Source organism: Psychrosphaera haliotis, assembly GCF_039523615.1.
In the GTDB taxonomy this organism is placed as follows: domain Bacteria; phylum Pseudomonadota; class Gammaproteobacteria; order Enterobacterales; family Alteromonadaceae; genus Psychrosphaera; species Psychrosphaera haliotis.
The window spans coordinates 751824-768859 of record NZ_BAAAFQ010000004.1; the positions used below are offsets into that span (position 1 = coordinate 751824).

The 17036-nt window shown below is 41.3% G+C and carries 16 protein-coding genes; 4 read left to right on the plus strand and 12 right to left on the minus strand.

What is annotated here, in order from left to right; all coding sequences use genetic code 11:
- Positions 1 to 85 precede the first annotated feature (85 nt).
- A complete protein-coding gene (locus ABD009_RS05975) occupies positions 86 to 847 on the plus strand; it encodes a spermidine synthase (protein WP_343823540.1) in 762 nt (253 codons plus the stop codon).
- 31 nt (positions 848 to 878) lie between these two features.
- Here ABD009_RS05975 and ABD009_RS05980 read toward each other — a convergent pair whose 3' ends face one another.
- The 7 genes from ABD009_RS05980 to ABD009_RS06010 form a co-directional block, all read right to left on the minus strand.
- Positions 879 to 1244, minus strand: coding sequence for a hypothetical protein (locus ABD009_RS05980; RefSeq protein WP_155695842.1), 366 nt, complete (start codon positions 1242 to 1244; stop codon positions 879 to 881).
- A gap of 72 nt (positions 1245 to 1316) precedes the next feature.
- Positions 1317 to 1754, minus strand: coding sequence for a D-aminoacyl-tRNA deacylase (dtd, locus tag ABD009_RS05985; protein ID WP_343823542.1), 438 nt, complete (start codon positions 1752 to 1754; stop codon positions 1317 to 1319).
- A gap of 8 nt (positions 1755 to 1762) precedes the next feature.
- Positions 1763 to 2740: a prolyl aminopeptidase gene (gene pip / locus ABD009_RS05990; protein ID WP_343823543.1), complete on the minus strand. Its 978-nt coding sequence runs from the start codon at positions 2738 to 2740 to the stop codon at positions 1763 to 1765.
- Positions 2741 to 2795: 55 nt separating this feature from the next.
- Entirely contained in the window at positions 2796 to 3437 is a 642-nt protein-coding gene (gene pyrE / locus ABD009_RS05995) for an orotate phosphoribosyltransferase (protein ID WP_343823545.1), read from the minus strand.
- 138 nt (positions 3438 to 3575) lie between these two features.
- Positions 3576 to 4289, minus strand: a complete 714-nt coding sequence (rph, locus tag ABD009_RS06000; RefSeq protein WP_155695844.1) for a ribonuclease PH — start codon at positions 4287 to 4289, stop codon at positions 3576 to 3578.
- A 142-nt stretch (positions 4290 to 4431) separates the two neighbouring features.
- A complete protein-coding gene (locus tag ABD009_RS06005) occupies positions 4432 to 6345 on the minus strand; it encodes a DEAD/DEAH box helicase (protein WP_343823548.1) in 1914 nt (637 codons plus the stop codon).
- A 196-nt stretch (positions 6346 to 6541) separates the two neighbouring features.
- Positions 6542 to 7231, minus strand: coding sequence for a type 2 periplasmic-binding domain-containing protein (locus ABD009_RS06010; protein ID WP_343823550.1), 690 nt, complete (start codon positions 7229 to 7231; stop codon positions 6542 to 6544).
- Between the two features lie 160 nt (positions 7232 to 7391).
- On the opposite strand from ABD009_RS06010, the gene ABD009_RS06015 reads away from it, so the two are divergent.
- The gene (locus tag ABD009_RS06015; RefSeq protein WP_343823552.1) at positions 7392 to 8255 is read left to right on the plus strand and encodes a YicC/YloC family endoribonuclease; all 864 of its coding nucleotides are present in this window, start codon (positions 7392 to 7394) and stop codon (positions 8253 to 8255) included.
- 240 nt (positions 8256 to 8495) lie between these two features.
- Here the strand turns inward: ABD009_RS06015 and ABD009_RS06020 are convergent, their stop codons facing one another.
- Entirely contained in the window at positions 8496 to 9782 is a 1287-nt protein-coding gene (locus tag ABD009_RS06020) for a type II toxin-antitoxin system HipA family toxin (RefSeq protein WP_343823554.1), read from the minus strand.
- Between the two features lies 1 nt (position 9783).
- Positions 9784 to 10041, minus strand: coding sequence for a helix-turn-helix domain-containing protein (locus ABD009_RS06025; protein ID WP_343823556.1), 258 nt, complete (start codon positions 10039 to 10041; stop codon positions 9784 to 9786).
- A 261-nt stretch (positions 10042 to 10302) separates the two neighbouring features.
- On the opposite strand from ABD009_RS06025, the gene rhuM reads away from it, so the two are divergent.
- Positions 10303 to 10428, plus strand: coding sequence for a RhuM family protein (gene rhuM, locus ABD009_RS06030; protein WP_343823921.1), 126 nt, complete (start codon positions 10303 to 10305; stop codon positions 10426 to 10428).
- A 104-nt stretch (positions 10429 to 10532) separates the two neighbouring features.
- Here the strand turns inward: rhuM and ABD009_RS06035 are convergent, their stop codons facing one another.
- Both ABD009_RS06035 and ABD009_RS06040 read right to left on the minus strand, forming a co-directional pair.
- Positions 10533 to 12770 carry a hypothetical protein gene (locus ABD009_RS06035; protein WP_343823558.1) on the minus strand — a complete coding sequence of 746 codons (2238 nt, stop codon included), beginning with the start codon at positions 12768 to 12770 and terminating at the stop codon, positions 10533 to 10535.
- A gap of 275 nt (positions 12771 to 13045) precedes the next feature.
- The gene (locus tag ABD009_RS06040) at positions 13046 to 15016 is read right to left on the minus strand and encodes a CocE/NonD family hydrolase (RefSeq protein ID WP_343823560.1); all 1971 of its coding nucleotides are present in this window, start codon (positions 15014 to 15016) and stop codon (positions 13046 to 13048) included.
- Between the two features lie 330 nt (positions 15017 to 15346).
- Here ABD009_RS06040 and ABD009_RS06045 point away from each other — a divergent pair, with 330 nt between their 5' ends.
- Positions 15347 to 16312, plus strand: coding sequence for a 2OG-Fe(II) oxygenase family protein (locus ABD009_RS06045; RefSeq protein ID WP_343823562.1), 966 nt, complete (start codon positions 15347 to 15349; stop codon positions 16310 to 16312).
- A gap of 245 nt (positions 16313 to 16557) precedes the next feature.
- On the opposite strand, the gene ABD009_RS06050 is transcribed toward ABD009_RS06045, so the two are convergent.
- On the minus strand, positions 16558 to 16980 hold the full coding sequence (locus tag ABD009_RS06050) for a hypothetical protein (RefSeq protein ID WP_343823564.1): 423 nt from the start codon (positions 16978 to 16980) through the stop codon (positions 16558 to 16560).
- Between the last annotated feature and the right edge of the window lie 56 nt (positions 16981 to 17036).

Genomic DNA, 17036 nt, shown 5'->3' on the forward strand with positions numbered 1-17036 from the left:
ATATTTCACTATTGCGCCACGACTAGTTATTGTTATGCTGTCGTTCTACACCTAACTTGCTTAATATTAGAGAATAAAAAACATTATGGATGTTGCGCAATTTCAGTTTAGCTCAGAAGCCAACCAACAGGTTTATTTTTATCAGTCTACTGAATTAAGAATAGAAGTCTTGCAAAATCAACACCATATTTGGATGGAAATAAATGGCGTAATACAAAGTGCCTGCCAAAATAAGGCGCCCTACCGTCCAGTTCTACCTCATATTTTAGCCATGTTCTTACCGTACAATCACCATAAAATACCATCAAGTGTTTTAGAACTAGGTGGCGGTGGTCAATCGGTTCAGCGTTATTTTGCACAAACCCAAGCGTCCGTAGAGTTCACCAGTATTGAATACGACCAAGACGTAATTGATACCGTTAAAAACTACATGCCAGGCGGCGATAATCTTAATATTATCAAGGCCGACGCATTTGAGTTTATAGCTCAAGCTGTGAATGACAAACGGCAGTATGACTGGGTGGTGGTTGATTTATTTCATGGCGCTGAGTCACCAACTAAAGTTTTTAGCGCTGAATTCTTTTTAGACTGCTATAAAATAACTAAACAGGATGGTTGGCTAGTTTTCAACTGTTTGCGTTCAGAGCCTGAAATACTTACATCATTGGTTGAAACGGTTAATGAGTGCTTTGATGCTAAATCAAAACTCTTTGCCGTGCCTGGTATGAAAAATCACATTTTGTTGGCTTATAAAAGCCCTGAACTGCAAGGCGCTTTAATGGAGCATATCGAAACGTTTAATTTTCCTGACGAGATTGAAATACACAACCTCGCCAAGTCAATTTGATACTGAGCGGCCCAGTGTTAGTTGTTAGCTATTAGTTGTCGAGTAAGTCTTCGGCCTTTTCTAATAGCTCTTCGGCTTTGTTTTCTAAGTTTTCCATAAACTCAGACTGCTCAACAATAGTGCCGTTAAAGTTAAGTCCTAAAAACATACCTTCACTGCCCACGGCTACAATTAACAAACCAACGATTAAAAGCGGTGGCAACAACTTCATAAACAAACTTATCACCAACCAAACGATGACAACAGCTGCCACTAAGTGATACATCCAAATTTGATCCGCAGGAATTTCCACAACTTCGTTAAAAAAGCTAGTTTGATCAATTACCTGATATAAATAACCACTCATGGCTAGCGCCAATCCACCAATTAGAATTGTTAACCCTTTTAATAACCACATTGCACTGCTTCCTTTTGTTTTAATTATTATTTTTGTAATTCTGTAATTCTGGCAAGCTAAACTCAAATTCGCTTAAACATTCAATGAAAAAGTCACTGGGCCATCATTCACTAATGACACTTGCATGTCGGCACCAAACTGACCCGTTTCAACGGTTAAGCCTAACGACTTACAACACTCAACAAAATACTCGTATAGTGCTTTGCCCTGCTCTGGCGAGGCACCGCGAGAGAAACCAGGTCGATTACCAGACTTAGTATCAGCTACAAGCGTAAATTGTGAAACAACAAGCAAAGAACCTTCTGCTTGCTGCACGTTTAAATTCATCTTGCCGTTTTCATCATTAAAAATACGGTACTTGCTAATTCGCTCTGCTAGCTTTTTAGCTTTTTGTTCATTGTCTTCTTGCTCAACGCCTAATAAAACCAACAAGCCTGTATCAATAGCACCTACCGTACTTCCGTCAATATCAACACTTGCCTGCTTTACTCTTTGGATCAGACCTATCATGTACTACCTTACTTCTTTTTTTCGTTAATAAAATCAGCAACTTTTTTGCTAGCTCTCACTAAGCCATCAATAATACCCGGCTCCGACGAGGCATGACCCGCTGCTGGCACCATTTCTAAAATACTCGCTGGCCAAGCCGTACTTAATGTATAGGCACCTTCTGGTTTGCAAACCACATCGTTCCTGCCATGTATGATGTAACCAGGAATAGCTTTTATTGCAGATATCTCACTTAAGATTTCCGACTCATAAATAAAGCTGTGATTGGTAAAGTAGTGGCTGTACAAAATCGCCATAGTCAGTAACTCACGATGACTGCCTTTGTAATGATCAAGATGGTAATTAAGCTGGACCATTTTGGCTTCCCACGCCCCAAACTTTTTCGCTGCCGCTAACTGTTCAAAATCATTGTCACCCATTAGCTTTTCTTGATAATGCTCAAGGATTTCAGCGGTTGATTCGGTAGGCACGCCTTGGACAAACTTAGCGTAATACTCTGGGAAGATTTGGCTTGCGCCAGTATTAGGATTAAACAACCAGTCAATGTCTTGCTGTCGCGCTAAAAATACACCGCGTAAAATAATGGCTTCTACCACCGCGGCATTTCTTATGGCGTACAACAATGCCACCGTTGTGCCCCAAGAACCACCCGTGACAACCCAGCGTTTAACGCCTAGCTTCTCACGAATCGTTTCCATGTCTTTAAGTAAGTGCGAAGTAGTATTGTTCCAGGTTGCCGTAATGTCATCAGCGCAGTTAGGTTTTGACTGTCCGCAGCCTCGTTGATCAAATAAAATGATCCTATATTTTTCAGGATCATAGTATCGTCGTTGAGCAGGCGAACTGCCACCACCCGGGCCACCATGACAGTGTATAACAGGAATTCCATCTGGGTTGCCAGACTCTTCAACGTAAATTTGATGCCCGTCACCCACATCTAACATGTAAGTTTGGTTCGTTTTGATTTCCGGATATAACGTTCTCATTGCGCCCCCTGCGAATTAATTGATCAACACCTTTTACAAGACAGTTAAAACGTCATTAAATTCCATATTTTGCGCGATATGCTTGTACGCTTGGTAAATATTCAGCAAACGTTTCGCTGTCTTGTAGAAAACTCACTACGTCAGACAATGTCACAATTGAAATCACTTTGGTACCAAAGTCACGTTCTACTTCTTGAATTGCTGATAACTCAGCTTTGCCTTTTTCTTGACGGTCAAGCGCAATTAAAACACCTGATAACGCAGCGCCAGCTTGTTCAATAATAGTCATCGACTCTCTAATCGCAGTACCAGCAGTGATAACGTCATCCACTAACATGATATTACCTTTTAGCTCAGCGCCTACTAAGCTGCCGCCTTCACCGTGCTTTTTCGCTTCTTTGCGATTAAAACAATATGGCGTGTCGTGATCGTGATGATCAGCAAGCGCAACCGCTGTGGTGGTCGCAATTGGAATGCCTTTATATGCTGGGCCAAATAAAACATCGTAGGAAATGCCAGAGTCAACCAACGCAGCAGCATAAAAGCGCCCTAAGCGAGCTAAGTCACGGCCAGTATTAAACAAACCAGCATTAAAAAAGTAAGGGCTAGTACGACCCGACTTTAGGGTGAACTCACCAAACTTTAAAACCTGCTTCTCTAATGCAAATTCAATAAACTCTTTTTGATAATCTTTCACTTCATTCTCCTACTTAATGCTCATGAAAATAGTCATAAGCGCTACTCTGTAAATTCTAATTCAGATACAAAAAAGTCGCACATTTTATTCAAACGGCGACTTTATCAAACGTACAACATGAGATGTTGCTACAGTAACTTACGCCAATGCTTTTTTCTGTTCGTCCACTAACTCGCCAATGGCGTTTTTCGCCAGGCTCATCATTTCATTCATTTCGTCAAAGGTGAATGGCGCTTCTTCAGCCGTACCTTGAACTTCAATTAAACGACCATCTTCAGTCATGATAACGTTCATGTCTGTTTCAGCTTCAGAGTCTTCTAAATACTCTAAATCAGCAATTGGTGTACCTTTGTAAACACCAACCGAAATAGCGGCAATCATGTGCTTAAGCGGGTTTGTTTTAATGATGTTTTCTTTGCGCATGTAGTTAATCGCGTCAACTAACGCAACACAAGCACCAGTAATAGACGCAGTACGAGTACCACCATCTGCTTGAATAACATCACAATCAACAGTAATTGTATTTTCACCTAGTGCAGACAGGTCAAGTGCCGCTCTTAAAGAACGAGCAATCAAACGAGAGATTTCTAATGTTCTACCAGACTGTTTACCTTTGGCCGCCTCACGTTGGTTACGAGTATGCGTTGAGCGCGGTAACATGCCGTATTCTGCCGTTACCCAGCCTTTACCTTGACCTTTCATGAAACGAGGAACGCCAGTTTCCACTGTCGCATTACATAAAACTTTAGTATCACCAACTTCAATTAACACAGACCCTTCAGCATACGCTGTAAAGTTACGAGTAATTGTAACAGGACGAATTTGGGCTGTTGTTCTTCCACTTGGACGCATAGATAAAACCTTAATAAGAATCTGATTAGCTTGGATTTATTGAGTGTATTCTATTTGAAAAAACTAAAATAGAAACATCTAAAAGTAATTACTACAAAGCAGCCCGAAAGCTGCTTTGATAGTTAATGTTTAAACGCTGTGATTAGTCGCGAGGTTTGTTCTCTGTACGACGACCACGATGACCTTCGCCACCACGACCACGGCCTTCAGCACCACGTCCGCGACCTTCGCCGCCACGACCTTCGCCACCGCGTCCACGGCCTTCACCGCCACGTCCACCACGATCATCACGACCGCGTCCACCACGCTCTCCACGACCACGACCTTCGTCACGACCGCCAACACCTTCGCCGCCACGTGGGTCAACTTTGATGTCTAAAACTTGGTTACGGATTTTAGTTTGCTTTAACTTCTGTTGAGTTTCAGCAGGCATGTCAGCAGGTAGTTCAACTACTGAGAAACCAGGCATAAGCTTAATGTTACCAATGAACTTAGAGCTCAAGTTAGCTTCATTCGCAATTGCACCAACGATATCACGTGGAGATGCACCATGCTCACGACCAACTTCGATGCGGTACGCTTGCATTTTAACACCAGGATCACGATCACCACGGCCACCACGTTCACGACCTTCACCGCGTCCGCCACGTTCTCTATCACGACCACGGCCTTCGCCACGATCTCTGTCACGTCCGCCACGGCTATCGTCGAACTTGTTATTACCCGGCATACCACGGCCAGTTACAATTAATGGCGCTTCAGATTGAGCCATCATTGCTAACGCAGCTGCAACAGCAGTTAGTTCTTGATTAGACTCTTCAGCAAATTCAACAATTAGCTTGTTAAAGAAGTCTAAGTCTTGACCAGCAATTACGTCAGCCATTTTCTCTTTGAATGCAGCAACGCGTAATGCAGTTACTTCTTCATTTGAAGGTGGCTCATAAGGTAAAATTGTTTGTTTAGTTTCACGTTCAATCGTTTTAAGTAAACGGCGCTCGCGTGGCGTTGCAAACAAGATTGCATTACCTTTACGACCCGCACGACCTGTACGACCAACACGGTGAACATAAGACTCAACGTCATATGGTAAGTCATAGTTGATTACGTGGCTTACACGCTCAACGTCAATACCACGTGCCGCAACGTCTGTTGCAATAATGATATCTAAACGACCAGACTTAAGTGATTCAATACACTGCTCGCGGTGTGATTGGTTCATGTCACCGTTAAGCGCTGCCGCAGCATGACCGCGTGCAGATAATTTGTCCGCTAGCTCAGACGTGCTTTGACGTGTCTTAGTAAAGATGATCATGCCATCAAACTCAGTTAACTCTAATAAACGAGTTAATACGTCTAGCTTCTGGTTGTTATTAACAATCCAGTACTGCTGAGTAATGTTTGAGTGGCTCGCAGATTTAGGCTTAATGCGAACTTCTTTAGGATCTTTAAGATACTTTTGAGTCACTTTTAAGATTGGCGCTGGCATTGTTGCTGAGAATAACGCAATTTGCGCTGCATCTGGAACGTGTTCCATGATCCACTCAACATCATCGATGAAGCCCATGCGTAACATTTCGTCAGCTTCATCTAAAACAATCGTTTTTAAGTTAGACAGGTCTAAAGTTTCACGACGCATATGGTCCATAACACGGCCTGGTGTACCAACAATAACGTGAACACCACGTTTAAGAGCACGAAGCTGAGTACGGAAGTCTTGACCACCATAAATAGGTAATACGTGGAAACCATCTAGCTTTTCAGCATAAGTGGTAAACGCTTCTGCAACCTGGATTGCTAATTCACGAGTTGGCGCTAAAACCAAGATTTGCGGTGAATTGATTTTTGGGTCCAAGTGGCATAATGTTGGTAATGCAAACGCGGCTGTTTTACCAGTACCTGTTTGTGCGATACCTAAGATATCGTGACCATTTAAAATATGCGGAATACATTCGGCTTGGATTGGTGAAGGGGTTTCATAACCTACGTGTTGAACGGCTTCTAAAACTGCTGGGGATAAACCTAAGTCAACAAACTTTGGGGTTACATTTTCTGTCATTTTTTTACTCACATCTCTACCCCAACTTCACGCGTAGTCCATCATCACTCAATTACCATTTACGCCTGCAACCTAGTTGCAACGTGTTCAATTGAGCTTAGCCTGTCTGTGGGGGAATTCAAAAGGGCGCGAATCATACGCTTTTTTTCAAACAATTGCGACCTTTTTTGTCTAAAAAAGCGACAAATTTAAGTAATTACTTTAATTTGCTTAATTCTTCACGCATCGCGACTTCTATTTTAGGCAACAGACAAGATATTTGCCTGCTTATTACGTGAAAACTTTTTAAGTCGTAGAGAATAGAGTAATTTAAGTTTTGAGGGAGTTCTAACAAACCTCCATTATGCCTATCAGAAATAGGATAAATGCCGTAATCCACCCTATTTTCTTCCAGCATTCTTAAAACACCAATTACTTCTCGAGTTGACACCATTTGTTTTGGACTCAACTGTGGAAATCTATTTAAGATTGTTTTACTCATAGCATTTGAAGCGGCTATTGAATTTTTAGGCTGTGCGTCAAAGATGCTTTCATCACAAGCTAAGTCCTTGTGGCACAACAGCACATAAGACATGTTCCGCAATGGCGGCTCCACCGCCAAAATACCTGGCATGGTACTGATTATATCGTCTGCAAACGCCGCACTGCCCATTAATTGGTTATTGGCTACCAGCATTAAGTCTCGATAAGACGTTGTCACAACAAACTCCAGCTCAATGCCTAACTTTGCATAAACGCGTTCAAGCAGTGGCTGTATTTCAGATTGAATTTGAGGGTGTCGTAGAGAAGAAAACGTTAGCTTTTTAGGAACAGGGCAAGCCGACGTTGACGCTTCCGTTAACAAGTTATTCGACAACGCAAGGCCGCTACACAGCCCTGCCGCCAAAAATAGTCCTTTTAATAGAAATGTGACTACATGTTTATTAATGACAATACCTCCAGCGTTCACTTTACAATTCAACTAATTTAAAAAATTGTGTGAGAACCCTTAACTACTGTTTATACTAATGACACATTGATATCAAATTAAAATTTAGGACGGTTCTGTGATTCAAAGTATGACGGCGTACGCCAGACAAGAGATTAAAGGGGATTGGGGCAATGCAGTTTGGGAGATCCGATCTGTTAACCAACGTTATTTAGAAACCTATATTCGTCTTCCTGAGCAATTTCGTTCGTTAGAAGCTGTATTACGTGAACGCCTTCGCAAAAAGTTGCAACGCGGTAAAGTTGAAGTCTTTCTAAAATACACAGCTAATGCTTCATCAGTTGGCCAATTAACGGTAAATGAAACCTTAGCCAAGCAGCTTATTGAAAGCGCAAACTGGGTACTCGCTGAATCATCAAATGGTCAATTAAACCCTCTAGATATTCTTAAGTGGCCAGGCGTGATGGAAGCTGAAGAAACCGACATGAACGAAGTTCAAAAACAAATACTTGCCGGTTTTGACGGTCTAGTAAAAGACTTCATTGACGCTCGAGGCAGCGAAGGTGCTAACCTTAAAGTCATGATTGATACCCGCTTAGAAAACATTCTTGAGCAAGCCGCTATTGTTGAACAACACATGCCCGCCATTATGGAATGGCAAAAAGAACGTCTTCAAAACAAACTAGCCGATGCAAAAGTAGATATTGATGAAGCTCGCCTAGAACAAGAACTTATTTTCCTTGCCCAAAAAACCGACGTAGCGGAAGAACTAGACCGCTTAAAGTCGCACGTTAGCGAAACTCAAAAAATCATGAAAAAAGGCGGCGCCTGTGGCCGACGTTTAGACTTTATGATGCAAGAGTTTAATCGCGAAGCAAACACCCTCGCCTCAAAATCCATCAATGCGGATGTTACCAACGCAGCCGTAGAGTTGAAGGTACTAATTGAGCAGATGCGCGAGCAGATCCAAAACATTGAATAATAAAGAGCTTGTCCCTTAACTTTCTTTAAAAGCCCAGTAATACTGGGCTTTCGCATCTCTACGGCCGAAAAAGAGCACCGAATCACCTAAGATATAAAAGCTGTGAAAGATGCTATAGCTGTTGTTTGCCTCGTTGGACTTGAAATAACAGAGGAATTGAAGATTTAATTGCAGAGTTTTCATAAATGCCTTCCCCTTAAAGTTTCCGCCAACTAATTTGCTTTTAACAAGCTAAAAGCTTTATCGCAACGTTTTAGTGGCCTGCTTCCTAATACCAGCAAATATCGTTTCCACCACGTACTCTGGAAAGCCGGCTGGGATTTTCGCTTCTACTTGTGCAATGGCATTTTCTGTATTGTCCATAAAGTACTCGTAATGCTGAGCTGCTTTCTCAATTGGATATTTGAAGTGTTGTGCTGTTGATAAGAAGTGGCGTGGCTGAATCCGGCTCCATTTGTATTGTGTATTTTTCCCTTTCAATGACATGGCCATTTTGATTTTCTGTGGCTGCAAGGCTTTTTTCGACATAACAGGATATGCCGATAAGATGTCGTATAACGGCGTCATTCTGTATTTGTTGTCTGCCTCTAAAAACACACTAAAGTTCTTACCATGGCCATCAATAGCAGCTAATAACCAGAAAAGTATCTGCGTCTTAAAAAAAGTTTCTCTGTCTTGGGCATTTGACGACGCACCTAATAACTGTAGGCAATCAGAAATATCTGGGCCACCATCGGCTTGATATTTCTTGGCGGAAGAAATGCCCATTGCCTGACAGAAATCTTCTTGAGGCAAGCGCATCAACCAAGATGTATCCGCGGCGTACTTTCGATCAAAGCGTTCGACACTCAGCACTTTTTGCTGACCAAACTTGATAACCTCAGTATTAGCAACGTCAAAACCAAAAGCTCTTGCAAGCTCTAAACATATAAACTCATTTTCACAGCTATCTGTAAGGTCGATACCCACCTGAGGCAAAACCCCCATTGGCAATTTTAATATATGACTAGTTGGTGTGGAGGCAACTGGCTTTGTCCATTGTCCTTCGATATTCAACAGCGCTGTCTTTTCTTGGGCACCTGCAATAGAAATACGGAAATCTTCATCATCAACGTCCATACCTAACGGAGTATGTTTGTATCCTTGCAATAGCTTTTCTATTTCACTTTCTCTCAGTGAGTTGTACTTGAGGTGTTGGATTGACTCAGGTTCATCTGTTGATAGCTGGATTGCTCCCACACAGTCATTGCCAATCGCTGCTAGTAGATCAAATGAGTGCCCCGTTTCCACGTCAAAGCGGGCTTGTATTTTGTTTCGAATATCTTGATTATCGGGTAATAGATTATCGAAAAAATTATAAACTAGATCGCCAGAATAGTTTTTCTTGGTAATTGGCAGAGATAAAGAAATCGGACGGGCACCACTGCGCTCCATCCATGCATCGGTATAAGAAAAGTGCAAACCACCATTCTTATCCTTAGATAGTACTCCAACCTTTATTCCATTGAGACTTACGTTTAATTGCATGTTACCACTCCTGGTCCCATTTCGGCTTTTCATCCTTCTCATCGACATCATGTTTAGGTGTTAACTCAATTGAAAGTCCTAACTCATGAGCAATTTTAAATAAGGTGTCTATGCGGGAGGTTCCGGCCGCATTTTCCATAGCCGATATCGTTTTTTGCTTAAGGCCTATATGCTCAGCTACATCAGTCTGAGTACGGTTCTGTTTGTTTCTTTGTAGCTTTATATAGTCAGCCAACTCTCTAGAATTATTTAGCTTCATTGCGGTGCCTAAACCTAAGTTTTTATTTATACCCTTTAGGGTTTATTTTACTTAATATACCCCTAAAGGTATACAAGTCAAGCGCTACAATTATATACCCCAAAAGGTATAAGCGGAGGTTTAACCCCTTGAGGGTATAATTAGAGAAGTCACAGAATCCCAAAGGCCATATAGACTGTCTGCGAAGGCAAATTCGGCAAAACAATCAGTGAACATATCAATAATATTTACGATGAAGGTGAGTTAGGCCCTACTTCAACTATCCGGAAATTCCGGACAGTTGCTCTGGAAGATTCGCGGGAAGTGGAAAGGTTGTTAGATCATTACAACTTAGAGGCGGTACTTTCGGTTGGTTATAGAGTTCGTCACTATCAAAACATCGAATAACAAAAAGGTCCCACTAAGTTTTAATCTTAATGGGACCGTTCGCTTTTTTTGGGACCAGCGGCTATCAAGCCTATTACTATCTAATACACGTTCACTAAACTAGCCTACGACTTTTTAGGCGTACCTTTTTTCTCAGCTGGCTGTTCATCGGACATAGATACATTGTTGTATAGTGAAATAACGTTGGTTTTTCCTATACGGTGGCGATAGATTTTACGTAGGTAGTATATCGCCTGTTTGACGCTAGAAATGCTCAATCGAATATCGTTTATTGATGTGAATTTGCTTTCATCGTGAATTAGCTCGCGATACTTTTTCTCGTACATAGGTTTGATAGCAAACCAGTTGGTATCTAGAATTTTAGCTGGGTTTTCAAACTCTTCTAACATGCTTTCTAGTTTAGCTTCATCAAACTCAGGCGCTTTAATAAACTCTACAATCGCTTTGTCTAAAGTATCATCAAACCCGTAGCTTTCTTTGGCAAAACAACGTTTTATATACGACACAATTAACGTTAAAAAGTCATCGCTTAAACATGGGCTTTTGGCCACTAAGGTAGTAAGCGACAAATTAGCCGAGGCGCCTATAACCAGCGCAAATCGCTTAAGTGTAGTGTTAGGGAATAAACTATTGAGGTGGTGCTTAAGCTTATTGAGATCCATGTACGACAGTTTGTAATCCTTTGGAAGCGATACAATTGAAACCACTGACGAGCAGTTTTTAAAGAAGTGTAAATCTCTTAGATGGCTTGCGTCATAACCACTTTCTTTATATTTTTTAAGTGCCGCTCGGTAACGCTTTGACTCAACTGGCAAAAGGCTAATGCCCTCAATGGCTGTAGTGTCTTTATTAAAATGCGGCAAATCAATAGAACGGAAAAACAAGTCATCGATGTCTAATTCCTCTTTATTCCTATCAAGAATACCAAGTCTTGAGTCACTAGCATCGCGCACCTTCACTACGGACTCTGCGTAGGCCACAGCAATAGGTCCTGCAAGGCTCATAAATAGATCGTTGGCATCTAAACGAATAGTTTCACCAATGTCTATTCCCGCGCGTCTAAAGTAGTTTTCATCGTAGTCAGTAGTTACTGCTTGAGCTGTTAGGATATTAAAAATCTGCTGACTAATATACTGATTAGCGTGCTTTTCCATTGCGTTTACATCAATAAACTGACCGCTGTAATTGTCGTTAATACTCGCTTCGTCGGTTTCTTCTGCGTAGCGCATAATATCATTTGAAATCAGCATCATGGCATTCCAAGGGCGAATGCGTTTTTTTATACTCTCCGAATTGCTGTCATCATTATCCATACTGTAAGAGAAATTCCACTCTTCCGACAAATACTTACAAAGCAGTCGGCCAGCATTAATATGAAGAGCTTCAGACATTTCAGCGGTACGATGGGTAATATTGGGTAAAATACAAATGCCGCTGGTGAATATAGGCTCAAACACAAACGACTGGTTATGCGCTTGCATCTCTTGCTCAGTGCGAATGTCGAAGGTTTTACTCATGTAAGAATACTGCTGCGCTAGACCAAACTCCGATGCCATTCCTGAGCCTGTGCCTCCACCAGCACTAAAGATATAGAAATATAGACGCGATTGGTTTGCTTTAATACCACACGAATCAATAAGGTATGAGTGAATGAACTTCCAGTCTTCGTTACTGAATTTATCGGTTTCTTTGTTTAATATTACTTTAGCCAGATATTGGCCAAGAATTGGCGCGTTACCCGCCCCTCCTGCATGCACTTCCGACAAGTCCATGATCTTTAATTTACTGTATTCGTTTAGAAAATTAATCCCGCCATTTTTAGCAGAAAACTGAATTCGGCCTCTGATATCTTTATCTAAATCACCTAACATAACCAAAGGTTCAATAAGAAAAACCGGTTGTAAATCTTCGTCTGGCTGAATCTTTAAACTACGTTGGATCCAATTAAGGGCTTTGCGATTTTTTTCTTTGTGTTTTTCTTCAACATCATGAAAATCATTAAGATAAAACACTCGAGCATTGTGAACTAAGGTGGCAACATCTAAGGCGATATTCGAACCGCAGCGGCCAAGTCCTATTAAACAGACCGATGGAAAGTTGGGTTCAACCGGCTCTGCATTTTCAGCCGTGATAGGCTTGGGCAATACGTGTCCGCGTAAAACATCTAAATTTTTCAGGATTTTATTTAAATCATCTTCGGTAAAATAGTTGTAATCACTTATCGTTTTCTCAACCAACGCTTTGCTTTTAGCCGGTGACTCTTCTGACAATGTAGTGTCTGAAATGGTGGGCTCTATGGTGTGTTTTGTCGTTTTATTACCAGACTTAGCTTTATTTGCCATGACTTCATTCCCTAATGATTTTTCACACGATTGTGTACAAAAATAAACCGATTAATAAAACCTAGTTTATAAATTGAAGAAATACTAATTTCGTGTGAGGTTTTTTTGTACAGGGCAAATAAAATAAATGGCTAATAAATATATTGTTTTTGTAATTGCTGCTTATGACAAAAGTTACTGCATTTCGCATAAAAAAGCCGACACCCATAAATAATCAGATGCCGGCGCTTTTTAAGACCAGAGGTTTAATTCAAAACCTTGTCATCGGCAGGTTTTTAATCCAATGTTTTAAACTTAATCGCACTTGGGTATTTTTTAGTGTGATAAATTTTATGGAATGCGCGGGTGAAGTCGCTTTCCTTGGCGTCAAAAATGTTGTCTACGTATTTTTGAGGATTGATGTCGATAAACGGGAACATGCTGCTTTGTATTTGAATTTGCAGTTTGTGGCCGCGTTTAAAGGTGTGTAGCACGTCGTATAGTTCAAACTTAACCTGTGTTGGTGTATTTGGTTTAAACGGCTTTGGATCGCTCATGCTGTCTCTAAAACGACCACGAATGACGCCCCACCTTACCAACTCATGACGATTACCCGTTGCGCGGTCCACTTTGTCGTTGTTCTCATCTTTACCCGGTTTTACGTCCACCAGCTTCACTACAATATCAGCGGCTGATTGTGTTGTTGAGAACCACAAGTCTAGGTCAATAGCACCGCTTAACGTCAGGTCATCATCAAGTACTTCGGTTTCAAATACTAAAACGTCAGGGCGACGCGCCGCAAAACGCTGATCTTCAACCATGTAAGGACGGTCCCAACCACGGCTTATTTTGGCAGAATGAGGAACGGGCTTGTTCGGATCGCTAATGTACTCACTCGCACCCGTGTCATTTTTTGTGGCGCTAAGAGATTCATTCCCGCCTAAAAATAATGTTTGGGCTTTCGCTTCTTTTGGTGGCCAAACATCAAACTTTCTCCAGCGGTTACTGCCCGTTTCAAAAATCGTTGCGGTAGCAATATTAGATGCCTTACCTTGCTTACTGTTAGCTGCGTTGCCTTTTAAGTGCTCTTTAAAAAATGGCAGCTGGATTTCCTCTTGAAACCATTTGCTTGTATCAAAACCAAAGTTGGCTTCGCCTAGCTTAGAACCGCCAGAACGACTGTTCCACTGACCGTGATACCAAGGCCCCATAACTAGCTTAATATGATCTTTATTGTTGTTGTCAGACATCGTTTGATACGTATACAGCGGACCATATAAATCTTCTGTATCGTACCAACCGCCCACCACTAACGTAGCTGGTTTAGTATTGCCTAAATGCTGTAATACATCGCGCGCTTTCCAGTAGTCGTCGTAATTAGGGTGTTCAGTCAACTCATTCCAAAACGGACGCGTTTCGTTAAAGTACTTTTTATTAACGTTGCTAAGCGGCCCTAACTCTTTAAAAAATTGATAACCGTCTGGCGTTACTGAATCCATGCGTTTCGCACCATGCGCTTGTGGGCTTTCTCGCTTTTTATCAAAGCTATCAAAAAAGATAAACGCCATTGGCGTTACAAAGGCGCCATTTCGGTGAAAGTCATCAAAAAACCAGTCAGCAATTGGTGCTTGTGGCGATATCGCCTTTAACGCTGGGTGACTGTTAATAGAAGCTACCGACGTATAGTAACCAGGATACGACGTTCCCCACATTCCCACTTTTCCGTTATTGTTCGGGATGTTTTTCACCAACCAATCAATACTGTCAAACGTGTCCGTGGCGTCATCAGTGGCACCTTTGCCTCGTTTATAGGCATCTTGCGGACGCATATTTACAAATTCGCCTTCCGACATGTACTTACCGCGAACATCTTGGAATACAAAAATAAATTTGTCTTTTTCAAAGGACTCACTTGGGCCTAACGCTCTTTTATACTTATCAGAGCCATAAGGCGCTACGCGATAAGGCGTGCGTTGAAACATCATTGGATAAGACTGAGAGTCGTCGTTTGGAATATAAACCGAGGTAAATAATTTAATGCCATCACGCATTGGAATTTGATATTCATACTTGGTGTAATTAGCACGAATAAAGTCCGCTCGTGGATTTGCTTTTTCTGTGGCTAGCGCGGCCGTTGCTGAAGTACTTGCCAGCGCACTTGTTGTCAGGGAGTTCGAGGTTACTAAACTGTTCGCCGCTGCATTATTCGCTATCACACCAGCAAATAGTAAACTGCAGGCAACTAATCGAGTTGCTAAGTCTCGCATGTTAATTCCTTATTATTCTTAGACTGCATTCACAGACTGTATTTATAAATTGTTTTTATAGATGTACGGCATTTGTATTATTTTTAAACAAACAACTCAATGTATATGAGACCATTGCCAAAATTATGCGGCTGAAAATTAAGCGTCCAAATCTGTGGTTGTAAAAAAATGGTTGTTTACAGCTGCTAAAAGTGAATATTAAAACCATGCACCATTATCAATATAAAGTTGATTCTGTTTTGCTATAACACTCATTTATAAATATAACGAGGTGTAATAAATTGTCGTCACATTATTTGAATGATCAATTACACAGGAGTTAAGCTCGTTATGTCTAAATCTCAATTACAGCGTGCACAAGAGCTTGCCAGACCAAGCCGTGAAGAAATGTTAGTTCGAGCTCCGTCGGTTCAGTATTTTTGGGACAACAACCGTGCCCTTTTTGAAGGCGCATGGGCCGAGTGGGAACAAACTAATCAGGAACAATTATCAAAATTAGGCGAAGCCATCATTGCGCCCAAACTGAGAGAAGCAGTAGCTGCAGCTTGGCAAGACCCTTCTAAAGAGTCTGCTGTTTACGATCTTTGGGAAGAAGTATCGCCAGGTGTTTTCCAATGTCAGTTTTTTGATCCAGAAGGGCTGGTTGCATTGCGTGAATACTTAGAAAAAGTGGCTGACGCACAAATCCCATTACGACCGCCTTACGGTATTGTTTTAAACCGTCACGGTGCCATGTTAGATCCGCGCTCGGAAGGTTATCTTGCTGCGCCTGGGTTCCAAAGGTTTTACCGCGAAATTATGAATCAGTACATGCGCCCTATTGCTCGTTTATTATTTCCGGAGGTAACTGGATTTGATACTCAAACTTTTGGTTTTTCAATTCAATATCAAGCCGGCGTAGATACGTCATTGCGTCTTCATACCGATGCTTCAGCGGCGACCTTGAATATTAATATGAATAAGCCTGGTGAAGAATTTACGGGTTCAGAAGTGGACTTTTACGATCCAATGACAGGCAACGTAAACCGACTAACCTTTGAGCCTGGTATGGCGATGTTACACAAAGGCAATATTGCTCACGCAGCCCAACCTATAACAAGTGGTGAGCGTTCTAATATGGTGCTTTGGTTGTATGGTGATCGCGGAAGAATACCGCAGCATTCTCAGCTACATTCTGCTTTTGAAACAAGCTCGGAACCAGGCTCTGGGCCAGCTGCTAAAGAAGCTGCCATACAAGCAGCTAAACAAAGATGGAGCCTGCCTGAAGGCAACTATGATGGTCACGCTCCATTTTAAAACTGGATAGCAGTTTTAAAAAACAAAAAAGCAGCGAGTTTATCGCTGCTTACTTATTCTATAATTTACAGTAGAACTAAAACTGAACACTAAAACTAAAACTCAAACTAACACTAAAACTGAACACTCAAAAAGTGTCTTACTTATAATAAGTTTAAACTATTTAGCTTGTTCGTTTTGGCCAAAACCAACTTCTTTTTTTACTATCATACAGCTTGAGTTTGGCATGTTAGTAGCAAAGTAATCTAAGCCTGCATCGTTCTTAAATACGAAATATTTTTATTTACTGAATCAACATACGTTAACCCTTTTAAAGAACCTTTTGCCATTGAAGCCATGCAAGGCATGTCATCAAACCACGTACGGGTATATTCAAACGAACACATGCCGTCCATAGTCGGTGTCACAACAATGTTGTATTGCACGTCACCATCATTAAAGTTTTGTTCTGCATAAAAAGTCAGTGGTTGTTTAGCTCTGTCTTCTACAGCATATACGAGACGAGCGCCGTATCCATCGCCCATGAAGTCATCAAGCATTTTCACTGTTTCTATGCATTTGTGATCTTCAGCTAAGTCAGTTATTGCACCGGCATTAGCAACCGCATTAAAGAAAACAAATATGCTCACTATTGCTACGTGGCTAAGTTTTTTAACAAAAAAATTCATTTCGACTAAATCCCTTTAATTTATAAGTTGGTTTTTACCAATTATAAGCACAAATA

What these genes read in the sequence shown, in the direction of transcription:
- ABD009_RS05975 (WP_343823540.1), top strand. Translation starts at nt 86, where the DNA reads ATGGATGTTGCGCAATTTCAGTTTAGCTCAGAAGCCAACCAACAGGTT.
- ABD009_RS05980 (WP_155695842.1), bottom strand. Translation starts at nt 1,244, where the DNA reads ATGTGGTTATTAAAAGGGTTAACAATTCTAATTGGTGGATTGGCGCTA.
- dtd (WP_343823542.1), bottom strand. Translation starts at nt 1,754, where the DNA reads ATGATAGGTCTGATCCAAAGAGTAAAGCAGGCAAGTGTTGATATTGAC.
- pip (WP_343823543.1), bottom strand. Translation starts at nt 2,740, where the DNA reads ATGAGAACGTTATATCCGGAAATCAAAACGAACCAAACTTACATGTTA.
- rph (WP_155695844.1), bottom strand. Translation starts at nt 4,289, where the DNA reads ATGCGTCCAAGTGGAAGAACAACAGCCCAAATTCGTCCTGTTACAATT.
- ABD009_RS06005 (WP_343823548.1), bottom strand. Translation starts at nt 6,345, where the DNA reads ATGACAGAAAATGTAACCCCAAAGTTTGTTGACTTAGGTTTATCCCCA.
- ABD009_RS06020 (WP_343823554.1), bottom strand. Translation starts at nt 9,782, where the DNA reads ATGCAATTAAACGTAAGTCTCAATGGAATAAAGGTTGGAGTACTATCT.
- ABD009_RS06025 (WP_343823556.1), bottom strand. Translation starts at nt 10,041, where the DNA reads ATGAAGCTAAATAATTCTAGAGAGTTGGCTGACTATATAAAGCTACAA.
- ABD009_RS06035 (WP_343823558.1), bottom strand. Translation starts at nt 12,770, where the DNA reads ATGGCAAATAAAGCTAAGTCTGGTAATAAAACGACAAAACACACCATA.
- ABD009_RS06040 (WP_343823560.1), bottom strand. Translation starts at nt 15,016, where the DNA reads ATGCGAGACTTAGCAACTCGATTAGTTGCCTGCAGTTTACTATTTGCT.
- ABD009_RS06045 (WP_343823562.1), top strand. Translation starts at nt 15,347, where the DNA reads ATGTCTAAATCTCAATTACAGCGTGCACAAGAGCTTGCCAGACCAAGC.
- ABD009_RS06050 (WP_343823564.1), bottom strand. Translation starts at nt 16,980, where the DNA reads ATGAATTTTTTTGTTAAAAAACTTAGCCACGTAGCAATAGTGAGCATA.